Origin of the sequence: Herbaspirillum sp. GCM10030257, assembly GCF_042666555.1 — a bacterium.
In the GTDB taxonomy this organism is placed as follows: Bacteria; Pseudomonadota; Gammaproteobacteria; order Burkholderiales; family Burkholderiaceae_D; genus Noviherbaspirillum.
The window spans coordinates 245,370-262,161 of record NZ_JBHTDH010000006.1; the positions used below are offsets into that span (position 1 = coordinate 245,370).

The 16,792-nt window shown below is 57.4% G+C and carries 10 protein-coding genes; 9 read left to right on the top strand and 1 reads right to left on the bottom strand.

Annotated elements, in window-relative coordinates; genetic code table 11:
- Window positions 1-36: 36 nt before the first annotated feature.
- A complete protein-coding gene (uvrA, locus tag ACFQUU_RS11975) occupies window positions 37-2,892 on the bottom strand; it encodes an excinuclease ABC subunit UvrA (protein WP_382247300.1) in 2,856 nt (951 codons plus the stop codon).
- A 145-nt stretch (window positions 2,893-3,037) separates the two neighbouring features.
- Between uvrA and ACFQUU_RS11980 the strand changes: the two genes are divergently transcribed.
- The 9 genes from ACFQUU_RS11980 (at window position 3,038) to ACFQUU_RS12020 (ending at window position 16,763) form a co-directional block, all read left to right on the top strand.
- On the top strand, window positions 3,038-4,237 hold the full coding sequence (locus ACFQUU_RS11980; RefSeq protein ID WP_382247450.1) for an MFS transporter: 1,200 nt from the start codon (window positions 3,038-3,040) through the stop codon (window positions 4,235-4,237).
- 92 nt (window positions 4,238-4,329) lie between these two features.
- Complete coding sequence (gene ssb / locus ACFQUU_RS11985) at window positions 4,330-4,833, top strand: single-stranded DNA-binding protein (protein WP_382247302.1); 504 nt, start codon at window positions 4,330-4,332, stop codon at window positions 4,831-4,833.
- Window positions 4,834-5,108: 275 nt separating this feature from the next.
- Window positions 5,109-6,827 (top strand): putative bifunctional diguanylate cyclase/phosphodiesterase, encoded by a 1,719-nt coding sequence (locus ACFQUU_RS11990; protein ID WP_382247304.1) that lies wholly within the window; start codon window positions 5,109-5,111, stop codon window positions 6,825-6,827.
- Window positions 6,828-6,888: 61 nt separating this feature from the next.
- Window positions 6,889-8,364 carry an HDOD domain-containing protein gene (locus ACFQUU_RS11995; protein WP_382247305.1) on the top strand — a complete coding sequence of 492 codons (1,476 nt, stop codon included), beginning with the start codon at window positions 6,889-6,891 and terminating at the stop codon, window positions 8,362-8,364.
- 138 nt (window positions 8,365-8,502) lie between these two features.
- Window positions 8,503-9,534, top strand: a complete 1,032-nt coding sequence (locus ACFQUU_RS12000) for a diacylglycerol/lipid kinase family protein (protein ID WP_382247307.1) — start codon at window positions 8,503-8,505, stop codon at window positions 9,532-9,534.
- Window positions 9,531-10,355, top strand: coding sequence for a metallophosphoesterase family protein (locus ACFQUU_RS12005; protein ID WP_382247309.1), 825 nt, complete (start codon window positions 9,531-9,533; stop codon window positions 10,353-10,355). The genes ACFQUU_RS12000 and ACFQUU_RS12005 overlap by 4 nt, the downstream gene beginning before the upstream one ends.
- 123 nt (window positions 10,356-10,478) lie before the next feature.
- Window positions 10,479-11,033: a DUF2726 domain-containing protein gene (locus tag ACFQUU_RS12010; RefSeq protein ID WP_382247311.1), complete on the top strand. Its 555-nt coding sequence runs from the start codon at window positions 10,479-10,481 to the stop codon at window positions 11,031-11,033.
- A 152-nt stretch (window positions 11,034-11,185) separates the two neighbouring features.
- Complete coding sequence (locus ACFQUU_RS12015) at window positions 11,186-11,902, top strand: transposase (protein WP_382247313.1); 717 nt, start codon at window positions 11,186-11,188, stop codon at window positions 11,900-11,902.
- Between the two features lie 181 nt (window positions 11,903-12,083).
- Complete coding sequence (locus ACFQUU_RS12020; protein WP_382247315.1) at window positions 12,084-16,763, top strand: glutamate synthase-related protein; 4,680 nt, start codon at window positions 12,084-12,086, stop codon at window positions 16,761-16,763.
- Window positions 16,764-16,792 lie beyond the last annotated feature (29 nt).

Here is a 16,792-nt window from a genome sequence, read left to right on the forward strand (position 1 = left end):
CGATTTCATTCGTTACGTTACAGGTTGAGATTGGTATTATTTTTTGATTTTTAGCATCGGTGCGAGATACTTGCCGGTGAAGCTGGCTGGTGTCTTCGCAACGTCTTCCGGCGTGCCGCTCGCAATGATCTGGCCGCCGCCGGCACCGCCTTCCGGACCAAGGTCGACGATCCAGTCGGCCGTCTTGATCACGTCAAGATTGTGCTCGATGATCACCACGGTATTGCCCTGATCGCGCAGACGATGAATGACTTTCAGCAGCAGGTCGATGTCATGGAAATGCAGGCCTGTGGTGGGCTCGTCCAGGATGTACAGCGTGCGGCCGGTATCGCGCTTCGATAGTTCCAGCGACAGCTTGACGCGTTGCGCTTCACCGCCGGAAAGTGTTGTCGCACTCTGGCCAAGCCGGATATAGCCTAGACCGACATCGAGCAAAGTCTGCAGCTTGCGCGCCACCACCGGAACCGGTTTGAAGAACTCGTGCGCTTCCTCGACGGTCATCTCAAGCACTTCGTGAATGCTCTTGCCCTTGTATTGCACTTCCAGGGTTTCGCGGTTGTAACGCTTGCCGTGGCAGACATCGCAAGGCACATACACGTCCGGCAGGAAGTGCATTTCGACCTTGAGCACGCCATCGCCCTGGCAGGCTTCGCAGCGGCCGCCCTTGACGTTGAACGAGAAGCGCCCGGCGGAGTAGCCGCGTTCCTTGGCGGTCGGAACCGTGGAGAACAAATCACGGATCGGCGTGAACAAGCCGGTATAGGTTGCCGGGTTCGAGCGTGGCGTACGGCCGATCGGTGCCTGGTCGACCGCAATCACCTTGTCGAAGTGCTCCAGTCCGGAAATCGACTCATATGGCGAGGGCTCCGCCTGTGAGCCGTACAAATGGCGCGATGCTGCGTGATACAAGGTGTCGTTGATCAGTGTCGACTTGCCCGACCCGGAGACGCCGGTGATGCAGGTCAGCAGGCCAACCGGCAATTCCAGCGTCACCTCGCGCAGGTTGTTACCGGAAGCGCCGGTAATGACCAGCTGGCGTTCGGGATCGGCCGGCGTACGCTTCTTCGGCACATGAATCGCCAGTGTGCCGTTAAGGTATTTCGCGGTGAGCGATTTCTTGTTCTTCAGGATATCCGGCAGCGGTCCGCGCGCGATGACTTCACCGCCATGCACACCGGCGCCAATGCCCATGTCGACCACATAGTCGGCACAGCGAATCGCGTCTTCATCGTGCTCCACCACCAGTACGCTGTTGCCGATATCGCGCAGATGCTTGAGCGTCGCGATGAGGCGGTCGTTGTCGCGCTGGTGCAAGCCAATCGATGGTTCGTCCAGCACGTACATGACGCCGGTCAGGCCGGAACCGATTTGCGACGCCAGACGAATGCGCTGGGCTTCGCCGCCGGACAGCGTATCCGCGCTGCGTTCGAGCGACAGGTAATCCAGGCCCACGTTGTTGAGGAACTTCAGTCGGGATACGATTTCCTTGATGATACGGTCTGCGATTTCCTTCTTGGCGCCGGTCAGCTTGAGCTTTTCAAAGAACTCCAGCGTTTCGCGCAAAGGCGTCGATGCTATTTCATAAATCGAACGTTCCTGCTTGCCATTGCCGACCTTGACGAAGCGCGCTTCGACGCGCAGACGTGCGCCGTCACAAGTCGGACATTGTTTCTGATTGATGAACTTCGCCAGTTCTTCCTTGACCGCCATTGAATCGGTTTCGCGATAGCGGCGCTGCAGGTTGTTGACCACACCTTCGAAGGTATGCTCGCGCACCACGGCGCGACCACGCTCGTTCACGTAGGTGAACGGAACCGTCTGGCGGCCGGAGCCATACAGCACGACTTGCTGCGCCGAATCAGCGAGCTTTTCAAATGGCGTGTCGACGTCAAAGTTGTAATGCTCGGCCAGATTCGACAGCATCTGGAAATAAAACTGGTTACGACGGTCCCAACCCTTGACCGCACCGCTGGCCAGCGACAGGTTGGGGAAGGCGACGATGCGCTTGGGGTCGAAGAACTCAATGTGACCAAGGCCGTCGCACTCCGGGCAGGCGCCCATCGGGTTATTGAACGAGAACAGGCGCGGCTCCAGTTCCTGCAGCGAGTAGCCGCAGGTATTGCACGCAAACTTGTTCGAATACAGATGCTCCTTGCCGGTATCCATTTCGAGCGCGATCGCACGGCCATCGGCGATGCGCAATGCCGTTTCGAAGCTTTCCGCCAGACGCTGCTTGATGTCAGCCTTCACCTTGATGCGGTCTATCACCACGTCGATGGTGTGCTTCTCGGTTTTCTTCAGCTTGGGCAGATCGTCGATTTCATAGATCTTCGCGTTATGCGTGCCGCTCTGGATGCGGAAACGCACAAAGCCCGCTGCCTGCATTTCCTCGAACAGGTCGGCATGTTCGCCCTTGCGGTTGGCGACGACGGGTGCAAGGATCATCAGCTTGGTATCTTCCGGCATGGCCAGCACCGCATCTACCATTTGCGACACTGATTGCGCGGCCAATGCGTTTTCCGGATGGTCGGGGCAGTAAGGTGTGCCGACACGTGCGTACAGCAAACGCAGGTAATCGTGAATCTCGGTCACCGTACCCACGGTCGAGCGCGGGTTATGTGAGGTTGCCTTCTGCTCGATCGAGATCGCCGGCGACAAGCCTTCGATCAGGTCCACATCCGGCTTCTCCATCAGCTGGAGGAACTGGCGTGCATACGCGGACAGCGATTCGACGTAGCGGCGCTGGCCTTCTGCATACAGCGTATCGAATGCCAGCGAGGATTTTCCCGAGCCGGACAGACCGGTGATCACGATTAGCTGGTTACGGGGTAATTCAAGATTGATATTTTTCAGGTTGTGCGTGCGGGCACCGCGAATTCTTATTTCTTCCATGAACTGCTTTCAACTTGCGCTCAATTGGCGCTTTGTACGGGTCAACCTGATACTATAACGGGTTTTAAAGTCCGCTGTATCCTCTGGATTCCCCGCCGTGAGCACCATGTCAGCTACTCCCTCCGCCGATGACGTCGGCGCCCGCATGTCGCCAACCGAGATTCGTGCCAGTCTGTCACTGGCATCGATTTTCGCGCTGCGCATGTTGGGTATGTTCCTTATCCTGCCGGTATTCGCCGTGCATGCCAGATCGCTGCCCGGTGGCGACAGCGCCACCATGGTCGGTCTGGCAATGGGTATTTATGGCCTAACCCAGTCGTTCGGCCAGATCCCGTTCGGCATGGCGTCCGACAAATATGGCCGCAAGCCAGTCATCGTGATTGGTCTTGTCGTATTCGCCATAGGTTCGTTTATCGCCGCCGCATCGCATACCCTGGCGTGGGTGATCGTTGGGCGCGCACTTCAAGGGGCAGGCGCGATTTCCGCCGCGGTGACCGCATTCATCGCCGATACTACCCGTGAAGAGCACCGCACCAAGGCAATGGCCATGGTTGGCGGCTCCATCGGACTGACCTTTGCCGTGTCACTGATTGCTGCACCGGTGCTGTACGCCAGCATTGGCATGGGAGGCTTGTTTGCACTGACTGGCATTCTGTCGGTGCTGGCGATTGGTGTCGTTCTCTATGTCGTTCCGCCTGCGCCTAAAATGGTGGCGACGCAACGCGTGCCATTTTCGAAAGTGCTGGCCAACACCGAACTCATGCGACTCAACTTTGGCGTGTTCGCGCTGCATGCAACCCAAATGTCCATGTTTGTCGTAGTTCCGGCAGCGCTCGTCGAATATGCCGGCTTGCCCATCGCCGATCACTGGAAGGTCTACCTGCCGGTGGTGCTTGCCTCGTTTGCGCTGATGCTGCCACCGGTGTTCGTGGGTGAGAAAAAGGGCAAGATGAAGCAGGTGTTTCTCGGTGCAGTCGCCCTGATGCTGGCCGTGCAACTCGGACTATGGCTATTCTTCTCGTATCCGGCAACGCATTGGCTGGTACTGGTGTTCCTCTTGTTCGCTTTCTTCGTATCCTTCAATATTCTGGAAGCTTGCCAGCCCTCGCTAGTCTCGAGAATTGCGCCGCCTGCGGCCAAGGGCTCGGCCCTCGGCGTTTACAATACTTTGCAGGCGCTCGGCCTGTTCTGTGGCGGTGCGCTCGGCGGCTGGCTGAAACAGCACACCGGGACGTCCTCCGTGTTTATCCTGTGTGCGGGACTGACTGTTGTCTGGCTTATAATTGCTGCCAGCATGCGGAATCTGCCGCGTAGAAGCGCGGTGACGGCGACAGCCACCGCCTGACGCGCGGGACTCACCGCATTAGCGCTTTACCGTATTACTGCATTACCGAATCCGTATCACGATCACTACTGAGTCAGCTTGAGGAGAAATTTATGGCATCCGTCAACAAGGTCATCATCGTCGGCAACCTGGGGCGCGACCCGGAAACGCGCTACATGCCGAACGGCGATGCAGTCACCAATGTCGCGGTGGCGACCACCGAAAGCTGGAAAGACAAAAACTCCGGCGAGAAAAAAGAGCTTACCGAATGGCACCGGATCACCTTCTACCGCAAGCTCGCGGAGATTGCCGGCCAATACCTGAAGAAGGGGTCGCAGATCTACGTCGAAGGTCGCCTGCAAACGCGCAAATGGACTGACAAGGATGGTGTCGAGCGCTATACGACAGAGATCATCGCTGACACCATGCAGATGCTGGGTAGCCGCCAGGGTATGGGTGGCAGTGCTGGCGCACCGATGGATGATGACTATGGCAGCAGCGCCCCGGCGCCGCGCCAGAGTTCCGGTGGCGCGGGAGCGGGCGGTGGTGCGGCCCGCAGTGGGGCTTCGCGTCCAGCACCGAATTTTAGCGATATGGACGACGATATTCCGTTCTAAACAGGATCATGCCGTTTGTGTCGAAGTAAGCGTCCACAAGCGGCACGTCATTGCATGGTCGAAATTCACGAAAAGCCCCAAGTTGGGGCTTTTTTGTTGAAAAATCAGCGGTTTGTTACTTTTTGTGCATTTTCTTCTTGAACATTTCAAGGCAAGCTTAATTTCCCTACTACAATTTGTTAAGATGGCTGAAACGTAGCTGGCAAGCTGCAGCATTCTTTTCTCTTACAAACGCCGTCATTTGCCACGCCTTTAATCGAGATAAGCTCCTGACAATGTTTTCCACCCGTCGCGATCGGCCCGAAACAACCGTAACAGCCCAGTTGGACAGCCTCATGGAGGCCGCCGGCGATGTGGTGTTTCGGCTCGACGTGCACGGCACTATCCTGTATGCCAGCAAACGCGCCACAGACCTGATTTGCCCGGGCGACGCACTGACCGGTAAGCCGCTCAGTGCCTTTATCTTTGCAGCTGACCGTCCCGCCATCGACGCTATCATCGCTCAGGCCTCGGATTCCAGTCAGCCTTCCAAGACCAACCTACGGATCCAGACACCGGTTACCGCGTTGTGGATAGAGCTGCAGGTCATGGTTTATCAGTCCGAGCATGGCCAATCCGAATTGCTTGCCGTCGGACGAGACATCTCTGGCCAGCAGGCCACGGAAGAGCGCTTGCGGCATATGGCCACCCATGACGCGCTGACCGGTTTGCCCAATCGCTCCCTGCTGTCGGACCGGATTCGCATGGCGATTGCCCAGTCGCGGCGCACCGGGCGCGGATTTGCGGTCGTGGCGCTTGATCTCGATGGTTTCAAGAAGGTCAACGACGCGCTCGGCCATCCTGTCGGCGATGCGCTATTGCGGGTTGCAGCCATGCGGTTGTCGGAAACCCTGCGTGACGTCGACACCCTGGCGCGCGTCGGCGGCGATGAGTTTGTCGCGGTGCTTCCGGGTGCGGTTTCCGAAGCGGAAATTCAGATCATCGCCCGCCGCATGATCTCCACCATGCAGTTGCCTTTCGAAATCCAGGGACATACGCTCTATGTCGGCACCTCGATCGGTGCCGCTGTATTCCCCGAACATGGCGACAGCGAAGTCAAGCTGCTGGCCCATGCGGATACCGCCATGTATCGCGCAAAAGAAACCGGCAAGGCGCGCTGCGTCGTTTACAACCACGAAAAATTTACCCAGCCCGAACATGATGTGTCGATGGAAGCGGCGATGTTCCAGGCGGTACGTGACGGTGAGTTCCTGTTGCATTATCAACCCATCGTCGATGCCCGCAGTCGGCAGATCATGGGGTTCGAGGCGCTGATGCGCTGGAGCCGCCCGGGGGAGGGCATGGTCTCGCCGGCACAGTTCATTCCGATGGCGGAAAGCAATGGCCTGATCAACCTGCTTGGTGCATGGGCGCTCAAAGCAGCCTGCGTGCAGATCCGTCATTTTGAAGAAGTCGCCGGACGCCCGCTTTACGTGTCCGTCAACGTCAGCCCGCGCCAGTTCCGCAACGATCAGTTCCTCGACATCATGGACGAAGCAATGAATTTGTCCGGCCTGAAAGGCGAACAATTGCTGTTGGAAATTACGGAAGGCATCCTGATGTCGGATCCGGAGCACGCGGAAGCCTTGCTGACCGCAATGACTTCCAGGAATGTCCGTATTGCCATTGACGACTTTGGCACTGGCTATTCGTCACTCGCCTATCTCAAGCGTTTTCCCATTGCTACGCTCAAGATCGATCGCGCCTTCATCAAGGATCTGCCCGGTTCCGTCAAGGATGTGGCGATCTGCAACGTGGTCCTGAGCCTCGCCAGCCACCTGAACCTGAGCACCGTCGCTGAAGGCGTGGAAAACAAGGAGCAGCTCGACTTCCTTGCCGCCCATGGCTGCGGGCTGATCCAGGGTTATCACACCGGTCGGCCATTGCTCCCTGAAGACATTGTTACCTTGCTAGAGGCTGAGCGGTCGATGACCGCTTCACCCGCCGCTGCATGATCGCGAACCCGTTTGCATGACTTCCATTTTGAATAAAGAACCTGTTAGCGCTCAAAAAACCATGGAACTGCTCTGGTCGCGTGTGCGACAGCGCGGCGACTTGCCCGGTTTTTCCAAGGTGGTGAGCGCGATCATCGGCGCCATGCGCGGCGATGACGACCGCGAGTTCAACATGACCCGCACCGTGCTGCAGGATCCCGCCCTCACGCAGAAAGTCCTGCGCCTCGCCAATAGTGCGATGTACTCGGTGTTTGGTCAGGGCATCAATACGGTGTCCAAGGCGGTCATCGTCCTTGGGACCGAAGCGATCGGCCATCTCGCACTGGGCCTCAAACTGGTCGATGGCTTGTCCGCAGCCTCGTCGGAATCGGCAAATGCCCGCGCCGAAATGGAAAAGTCCGTACTGGCCGGTCACATTGCACGGCAGATGGCGTCTTCCGCCAGCACGCGCGACGCCGAGGAAGCTGTGGTTTGTTCGATGCTGCATTCGCTCGGCCGCATGATGACCACGTTTTACCTCGCCGACCGATGGCAGCTTGTGCAGGAGCACAGCGCCCGGACCGGGCTCGACGAAAATGCGGCGGCACGTGAAATTCTCGGACTTGGCCTTGACGATATCGGTCGAGGGGCGGCACGTCAGTGGGGATTGCCGGGGGCGGTTGTCGAGACTTTGCAGGATATGCCGCCCAAGCCGGTTGGTGAACCGCTCGACCACAAAGACTGGCTGGCAGCGATTTCAACCGTGTCGTCGCGCTGCGCAGTAGTCCTCACATCGGAAGATAGCGAAATCGACGCCAAACTTGCCGAACTGGCCAGCAGCTATGCCGACATGCTGGGTCTGGAAGTAGAGCAGATGCTGTCTGCGGTCGACACTGCGCAAAAGACGGCGGCCAATGAGGATGCGGTTGTCGTGCGCGTGCCGAGGCGTAGCGCTGACGACGCCAAGGCAGTCGAGGCTGCACCGGTACCGCCTGTCGGCAAGCCGGCCGACGCGGCGGCTCGACTGGCTCGCGGAGTGAACGATATGCGCGACGCGCAGCATTCGGCAAGCTCCGGCCAGATCATGACCATGGCACTGGAAACGGTGTACCAGGGTCTGGGCTTCAGCCGGACCATCGTGTTCCTGCGCAACCAGGAACAGTCGCAGTACATTGCCAATATGTGCTTCGGCGATGGCGTGCAAGAGTTGCTGCCGCAACTGGTATTTGGCGACGCCTACCAGCCGGACGTGTTCCACGCTTCCCTGGCCAATGACAAAATGATCTTTGTCGAAAATGCCCAAAACCCGACTTTCATCAGCAAGGTGCCACGCTGGTGGAAAGATGCGCTGCCGACCGTGCGCAGTTTCATGGTGTTGCCACTGACGCTGAACCGGCATCCGGTCGGCTTCATCTACGGCGACTGGGACATGGCCAAGCCGGCAAGCAGGATAGAGCAAGCCGAGATTGCCCCGCTCAACGAATTGCGCACGCTCGTGATGCGCTCGCTGGAACAGCGCCGCCAGCCTGAGCCTACCTGGGCACGTCGAATTTTGTAACTGGCTATCGTCATTTTGCCTCGGCATGGCTATTCGCAGATGCCGGATTTTTCATGATGGTAATCAATACAGTGCGACCCGATTGAACGCAAGCTATCGGCATCTCCAATCCCGGACCGGCTAGCGAGCTTCCATGCAATGATCGGACCGCATTCTCCACAAAGCGTTACCAAGCGGCCACAGACCTCGATCAGCGTCATTCTGAATGCGGGTGCCGGCGGTACTGATCCGCAGGCATTCCGCCGTGAGGTAGAGCAGGAACTGTCTGTGCCCGGTGTAGCCTATGACATCGTCGAGGTACAGCCAGGAACCGATTTTCTGGAAATCGGCAGACAGACCGTACTCCGTGCAAAACAAGCCGGAGGCATTGTTGCCGCAGCTGGCGGTGATGGCACCATCAATACGGTCGCAGGACTCTGCTGCGAGCATGGGGTCACTCTGGGCGTCATTCCGGCAGGAACCTTCAATTACTTCGCGCGTGACCTTGGAATACCCAGCGACCCCGCCGCTGCAGCACGCATCCTGCTAACGGGAAAGACTGAACGGATATCCGTTGGCTATGTGAACGGCAGGATATTTCTCAACAATGCCAGTTTCGGCCTTTACAGCAAAGTAATCCGCAACAGAGAGGATCACAAGGCCAAGTTCGGACGTTTTCGTCTGGTCGCAGTCTATTCCGCAGTTGTATCCCTACTGCGTGGTGTGCGTCCGTTCATGGTGCGCATGCGTGTCGGTAATGAGATGCTATTGCGGCGTACCACCATGGTATTTGTTTCAAATAACGCACTGCAGATCGCCAAGCTGGATGCAAAGATTGCTGAAACGACACCTGAAGATAGTATGGCTGTCTTCGTTCTGCGTCCTACGTCGCGGCTAGATATGGTGCGGTTGTTACTGCGCGGCGCCTTTCGACAACTAGCCAATGATCCATACCTTGAAACCTTCTGCACCGACGCGTTCGACACGGAGACGAACAAGCCCTATGTCGATGTGGTGGTGGATGGCGAAATCGTGCGCTGTCAGGCACCGCTTTCGTTCCGGGTTGCACCACGGGCGCTTGGCGTCATAGTGCCGGCCGAAACGGATACGAATGACAATCCCGAAGCGACCGCCAGGCAGTCAAGCATTGATGCAGAGGGTGTCGTAAAGGCCGGCAAGGATGCTGCATGACAGTGATCGCGCATCTGTCGGACCCCCATTTCGGGACTGAGATACCTGCTGTCCTTCAGGCTTTGCAGATTGCACTCCATGCTTTGCAGCCGGATCTCGTCATTGTGTCCGGCGACATGACGCAGCGTGCTCGCAAGCATGAGTTTCGCAGCGCGCGAAATTTCCTGGACGGGTTGAATTTGCCTGCCATCATGGTCATCCCCGGCAACCACGACATTCCCCTGTTCAACGTCCTTGCCCGGGCATTGACGCCTTACCGGAACTATTGTGACGCTTTCGGCACTCCATACGGGATGTGGACTGGCACGGATACCGTTGTGATGGCACTGGACAGTACAAGTCCCGTCCGACATACGCGTGGCAAGCTAAGAACCGGGCAGCTCGCCGATCTGGCCAGTCGCATTCCTCCTTCCACGACGCCGCGTCTCCGGATTGCTTGCGCCCATCAACCGCTGCACACGGCCTGGCTCGAGGACCAGCATGAAGTCCTGATCGACGCCGGCAACGCGGCCGATGCCTTTGCCAGGCACGACGTCGACATCGTCCTCAGCGGTCACGTGCATGTGCCGTTGGTGACGACCACTCACAAAGTCTTTCCCGACCTACGACGTCATTTCATCCTTAGCGGAGCGGGTACCGCGGTCTCACATCGCACTCGCCCCGGGGCGCCAAACTCTTTCAACGTTATTACGACATGTCCGGAGTCAGCGGTCCGTTCTGTCGAAGTCGCAATCTGGCGATTCGATCCTGATCACTGTCGCTTCGCGGTGCATCAAATCACGCAATTTCATCTTGGCGCCTCCGGCTGGGAGCCAATGTAAGAAAATTTCTGTTGCATGATAAACAACAGCATCTCCAGGTGAAAAGCGTTTTAATTTACTGGCCTTATCAACAATTTGTTAATAAATGGTAAATTAATTGTCTTTTTGCACATGGGGTGTGCCATGCAGGAATTTATTGTCTTCACCAGTATTGTGTCTCTTGGCTTGGCCGGTTGGCTCGTCTTGCACAACAAGAATATGCCAAGATTTCGCAAAAAGTCAGTACTTACCGGCGGCGACCTCGAATTCTTTTATCGGCTGCGTAAAGCGCTTCCCGAATGCACCGTTACCACCCAGATGGCATTGTCAGCGCTGATCGAGCCTGTCGGCATCGGAAAACTGCGTAAAACGGCGATGGCATGCCTTGAAGGAAAAAGAATTGGCTACGCGATCTTTGATGAAGACATGCAACTCTTGGCGGTCGTGGAGTTGGATTACCGCGCACGACCAACCCGGCGCGAAACGGCAATCGATGCGTGTTTCAAAAGCGCAGGTATTCGGGTTGTGCGCTTCCATGCTCGCCGTCTTCCTTCCACAACCACAATCCGCAGCACGATTTACGAGCGCCCAAGGGATGCCGGGTTTTCTTCCGATCTCCCGTTGCACGATAGCGTGGAAAATATTGACTACAGCAAGTCGAAGGCCCCATGGCGCAATACAGTTAATGCCCATATATAAAAATAAAAAGGTGCGCGTGATGTAAGTATGGCTGGCATATGCTCCTGTTGCGGGCGTATGGAGAAGCGTGTCCCGTATGTGATACGCGCGTACAAAGGCGGCTGGGATAGAATTGGAGCAGCCGCAATTTTGGCGGCACAGTACACCTTCCTATGGCCCGACTTCCACGACTTGTCGTTCCCAATCAGCCACATCACATTCTCCAAAGCGGAATTGATGGACAAAGTATTTTCCGGGACGACGCCGACTATGCTGCCTTTCTGGGCTGGCTTCGTGATGCGGCAAAGCAGTTCAAGCTTGCCGTGCACGCTTATGTCCTGATGCCTACCCATCTCCATCTTTTGGTTTCGCCAACCGATGACATCGGCTTGGGGCGCACGATGCAATGGGTAGGCCGTCACTATGTCCCTTATTTCAATGGCAAATATCAGCGCGCCGGGACGCTCTGGCAAAGTCGTTATAAAGCAACCGTGATCGACTCTTCCAGCTATTTTCTTCAATGCAGCCGGTATATCGAACTCAATCCTGTGCGTTCCGGGCTTGTTTTGTCGGCAGAAGCGTATCCCTGGTCCAGTTATGCGCATCATGCCGGTTTGCGGTCTGACCCGGTAATTCATGATCATCCAGTCTTTTGGGCTCTCGGTAATACGCCGTTCGAGCGTGAAGCGGCGTACCGGGCTTTGACTGAACAAGGTCTGAGTGAAGGCGAACTCGCGGTATTTCGGGAAGCAACCCGCAAAGGCTGGGCTCTGGGATCAGAACAGTTCAAGCTTCTCCTTGCCAAACAAGCTAATCGACGAGTTAGCCCGGCGCGGCGCGGGCGTCCGCCAAAAAACCCGTCAATCGCCAGCAAGCCTTCATCAGATTAAATTTCCAAAACAACAAGTGATGTGGCTAAAAATCGTCGAAAATTACTCCGTCCCTATTTATTTTGGTGCAAACCAAAGAGAAATCTTATTGTTGCTCTGACCCTATTTAATTTCGATTGAACTATCTATTGCACTGCACTATCCTTCAGCTTCGATATATCAAAAGTTGCGGAGAAAGCTTATGCACGCGCAAGGTCTTTACGATCCTTCCAATGAACATGACGCCTGTGGCGTTGGTTTCATCGCCCATATCAAAGGCAAGAAAAGCCATTCGGTCATCGAACAAGGCCTGCTTATTCTGAAAAATCTCGACCATCGGGGCGCTGTCGGTGCCGATAAACTGATGGGTGATGGCGCGGGCATTCTGATCCAAATCCCCGACCAGTATTACCGTGAAGAAATGGCGAAGCAGGGCATCAATCTGCCGCCGCCCGGCGAATATGGGGTCGGCATGGTTTTCTTGCCAAAAGAAAACGCTTCCCGCATTGCTTGCGAACAGGAAATTGAACGCGCGGTGCAGGCCGAAGGCCAGGTCGTGCTCGGCTGGCGCGATGTGCCTGTCGATATCGAGATGCCGATGTCGCCGACTGTCCGTGACAAAGAACCGGTGATCCGCCAGATTTTCATCGGCCGCGGGCCGGACATCATGGTGACCGATGCGCTTGAGCGCAAGCTGTACGTCATTCGCAAATCATCCGGTCACGCAATCCAGGCCTTGAATCTGTTGCATGGCAAGGAATTCTTTGTCCCTTCCATGTCCGCACGTACCGTCGTCTACAAGGGCCTGTTGCTGGCGGACCAGGTCGGCGTGTACTACAAGGACCTGCAGGACGCACGCTGCGTTTCCGCCCTGGCCCTGGTGCACCAGCGTTTCTCCACCAACACCTTCCCCGAGTGGCCGCTGGCTCACCCGTACCGCCTGATCGCCCACAACGGCGAGATCAACACCGTCAAGGGCAACTTCAACTGGATGCGCGCCCGCGAAGGCGTAATGAAGTCCGCCGTGCTCGGCGACGATCTGAGGAAACTGTTCCCGCTGATCTATGAAGGCCAGTCCGACACCGCCTGCTTCGACAACGCATTGGAGTTGCTGCTGATGGCGGGCTATCCGCTCGCCCAGGCGATGATGATGATGATCCCGGAAGCCTGGGAAAACCACACGCTGATGGACGACAACCGTCGCGCCTTCTATGAATACCACGCCGCGATGATGGAACCGTGGGATGGCCCCGCCGCCATGGCTTTCACCGACGGCCGCCACATCGGCGGCACGCTCGACCGCAACGGCCTGCGTCCCGCACGCTATATTCAGACCGATGATGATTTCGTCGTCATGGCATCGGAATCCGGCGTATTGCCGATTCCCGAATCGAAAATCATCAAGAAATGGCGCCTGCAGCCAGGCAAGATGTTCCTGATCGATCTCGACGCCGGCCGCATCATCGACGACAAGGAACTGAAAGACACTTACGCCAACGCCAAGCCGTACAAGCAGTGGATCGATTCCGTTCGCATCAAGCTCGACGAACTCGAAGCCGAACCGGTCGAACCAAAATCCGACATTCCGCTGCTGGATCGCCAGCAGGTATTCGGCTATACCCAGGAAGACCTGAAGTTCCTGATGGCGCCGATGGCAAGCGCTGGTGAAGAAGCCGTTGGCTCCATGGGCAACGACTCGCCGCTGGCCGTCATGTCCAACAAGAACAAGCCCTTGTACAACTACTTCAAGCAGTTGTTCGCCCAGGTGACCAACCCGCCGATCGACCCGATCCGCGAAGCGATGGTCATGTCGCTGGTGTCCTTCATCGGCCCGCGTCCGAACCTGCTCGACACCAACAACATCAACCCGCCGATGCGCCTCGAAGTGTCGCAGCCTATCCTCGACTATGCGGATATCGCCAAGCTGCGCAACATCAGCAAGCACACCGGCGGCAAGTTCAAGTCACATGAGGTGAACATCTGCTACCCGACCTCGTGGGGCAAGGAAGGCATTGAGGCACGCATCGCATCGCTGTGCGCGAAGGCGGTCGACGCCGTCAAGTCTGGTCATAACATCCTGATCATCTCGGACCGCAAGGTCGATGCGGATCAGGTTGCGATCCCGGCATTACTGGCAACGTCGGCTATCCACCTGCACCTGGTCAGCAAGGGACTGCGTACATCGACTGGCCTGGTCGTCGAAACCGGTTCCGCGCGAGAAACCCATCACTTCGCACTGCTCGCCGGTTACGGCGCGGAAGCCATCCATCCTTACCTCGCGATGGATACCCTGTGCGAAATGGCCGCTGGACTGCCAGGCGCCCTGTCGCCTGAAAAAGCGATCTACAACTTTCAGAAGGCAATCGGCAAGGGCCTGATGAAGGTCATGTCCAAGATGGGCATCTCGACTTACATGTCCTACTGCGGCGCACAGATCTTCGAAGCCATCGGCCTCAACAAGGCGCTGGTCGACAAGTATTTCAAGGGCACGGCATCCAACGTCGAAGGCATCGGCGTATTTGAAGTCGCGGAAGAAGCGCTGCGCCTGCACAAGCTCGCATTCAGCAATGACCCGATCCTCGCCAATGCGCTGGACGCTGGCGGCGAATACGCATTCCGCGTGCGTGGCGAAGACCACATGTGGACACCGGATGCAATCGCCAAGCTCCAGCATTCGACCCGTTCGAACAACTTCAACACCTACAAGGAATACGCGCAGATCATCAACGATCAGTCCAAACGCCACATGACCTTGCGTGGCCTGTTCGAGTTCAGGATCGATCCGTCCAAGGCGATTTCGATCGACGAAGTCGAGCCGGCCAAGGAAATCGTCAAGCGTTTCGCCACCGGCGCGATGTCGCTCGGTTCGATCTCGACCGAAGCGCATGCGACACTGGCCATCGCGATGAACCGCATAGGCGGCAAGTCGAACACCGGTGAAGGCGGCGAAGACGAGAACCGTTATCGTCAGGAATTGAAGGGCATCCCGATCAAGAAGGGCGAAACACTCGCTTCCGTGATCGGCAAGGACCGCGTTGAAGTGGACATGCCGCTGCTGGCTGGCGATTCGCTGCGCTCAAAGATCAAGCAGGTGGCATCGGGCCGTTTCGGCGTCACGACTGAATACCTGACGTCCGCCGACCAGATCCAGATCAAGATGGCGCAGGGCGCAAAGCCGGGCGAGGGCGGTCAGCTGCCGGGTCACAAAGTGTCCGAGTACATTGCCAAGCTGCGTTTTTCGGTGCCGGGTGTCGGCCTGATTTCGCCGCCGCCGCACCATGATATTTACTCGATCGAAGACCTGGCGCAGCTGATCCACGACCTGAAGAATGCCAATCCCAAGGCGTCGATCTCGGTCAAGCTGGTCTCCGAAGTCGGTGTCGGCACAGTTGCGGCCGGTGTTGCAAAAGCCAAGGCCGATCACGTCGTGATCGCCGGCCATGATGGCGGCACCGGCGCATCGCCGCTGTCCTCGGTCAAGCACGCCGGTTCGCCATGGGAACTCGGCCTCGCTGAAACCCAACAGACCTTAGTGCTGAACCGCCTGCGCAGCCGTATCCGTGTGCAGACCGATGGTCAGATCAAGACCGGCCGTGACGTGGTGATTGCCGCATTGCTGGGCGCGGACGAAGTCGGCTTTGCGACAGCACCACTGGTGGTCGAGGGCTGCATCATGATGCGCAAGTGCCACCTCAATACCTGCCCGGTCGGCGTTGCCACCCAGGATCCGGTGCTGCGTGCCAAGTTCCAGGGCAAGCCGGAACACGTGGTCAACTACTTCTTCTTTGTCGCTGAAGAAGCACGTCAGATCATGGCGCAACTGGGCGTGCGTACTTTTGACGAGCTGATCGGCCGTTCCGACCTGCTCGACAAGTCGAGGGCTATCGCGCACTGGAAAGCCAAAGGCCTGGACTTCAGCAAGATCTTCTATCAGCCTGAAGTGCCGGCGTCCGAGCCGCGCTACCAGGTTGAAGAGCAGGATCATGGTCTGGAAAACGCACTCGATCACAAGCTGATCGCCCAGGCAAAGGCTGCGATCGAGAAGGGCGAGAAAGTGTCGTTCATCTCGCCGGTCAAGAACCGCAACCGTACCGTCGGCACCATGCTGTCGGGTGAAGTCGCGAAGAAATACGGCCACGAAGGCCTGCCGGATGACACCATTCACATCCAGTTGCAAGGTACCGCAGGGCAGTCGGCAGGCGCCTTCCTGGCACACGGCATCACGCTCGATCTGGTTGGTGAAGGCAACGACTATGTCGGCAAGGGCTTGTCGGGCGGTCGCATCATCGTGCGTCCGAACACCGAGTTCCGCGGCTGGGCAGTCGATAACATCATCGTCGGCAATACGGTGCTGTACGGCGCGATTGCTGGTGAAGCCTTCTTTAACGGCGTCGCGGGCGAGCGTTTTGCGGTGCGTAACTCCGGCGCGATTACGGTCGTCGAAGGCACTGGCGACCATGGCTGCGAATACATGACTGGCGGTACTGTCGTCGTACTGGGCAGCACTGGCCGCAACTTCGCAGCAGGTATGTCCGGCGGTATCGCGTATGTCTACGATCCGGACGGCGACTTCGCCAAGAAGTGCAACATGTCGATGGTGACCCTGGAGCCGGTGCTGTCCACCGCTGAACAGGAAGCGAAGATTGACCGTTCGATCTGGCACGCCGCTACACGTGGTGCCGAAGGCCAGGCCGACGAAGCGATCCTCAAGGGTCTGATCGAGCGTCACTTCAAGTACACCGGCAGCACCCGCGCACGTAACCTGCTCGACGACTGGGCCAACGCCCGCAGCAAGTTCGTCAAGGTGTTCCCGACGGAGTACAAGCGTGCTCTCGGCGAACTCCACGTAGCGGCACAGGCGAAAGAAAAGGTCGCAGCATAACAATCAACGGCTGAACTGTCCCTCCCCCT

Coding starts and splice junctions, on each gene's coding strand:
- uvrA (WP_382247300.1), bottom strand. CDS start 2,892: ATGGAAGAAATAAGAATTCGCGGTGCCCGCACGCACAACCTGAAAAAT.
- ACFQUU_RS11980 (WP_382247450.1), top strand. CDS start 3,038: ATGTCGCCAACCGAGATTCGTGCCAGTCTGTCACTGGCATCGATTTTC.
- ssb (WP_382247302.1), top strand. CDS start 4,330: ATGGCATCCGTCAACAAGGTCATCATCGTCGGCAACCTGGGGCGCGAC.
- ACFQUU_RS11990 (WP_382247304.1), top strand. CDS start 5,109: ATGTTTTCCACCCGTCGCGATCGGCCCGAAACAACCGTAACAGCCCAG.
- ACFQUU_RS11995 (WP_382247305.1), top strand. CDS start 6,889: ATGGAACTGCTCTGGTCGCGTGTGCGACAGCGCGGCGACTTGCCCGGT.
- ACFQUU_RS12000 (WP_382247307.1), top strand. CDS start 8,503: ATGATCGGACCGCATTCTCCACAAAGCGTTACCAAGCGGCCACAGACC.
- ACFQUU_RS12005 (WP_382247309.1), top strand. CDS start 9,531: ATGACAGTGATCGCGCATCTGTCGGACCCCCATTTCGGGACTGAGATA.
- ACFQUU_RS12010 (WP_382247311.1), top strand. CDS start 10,479: ATGCAGGAATTTATTGTCTTCACCAGTATTGTGTCTCTTGGCTTGGCC.
- ACFQUU_RS12015 (WP_382247313.1), top strand. CDS start 11,186: ATGGCCCGACTTCCACGACTTGTCGTTCCCAATCAGCCACATCACATT.
- ACFQUU_RS12020 (WP_382247315.1), top strand. CDS start 12,084: ATGCACGCGCAAGGTCTTTACGATCCTTCCAATGAACATGACGCCTGT.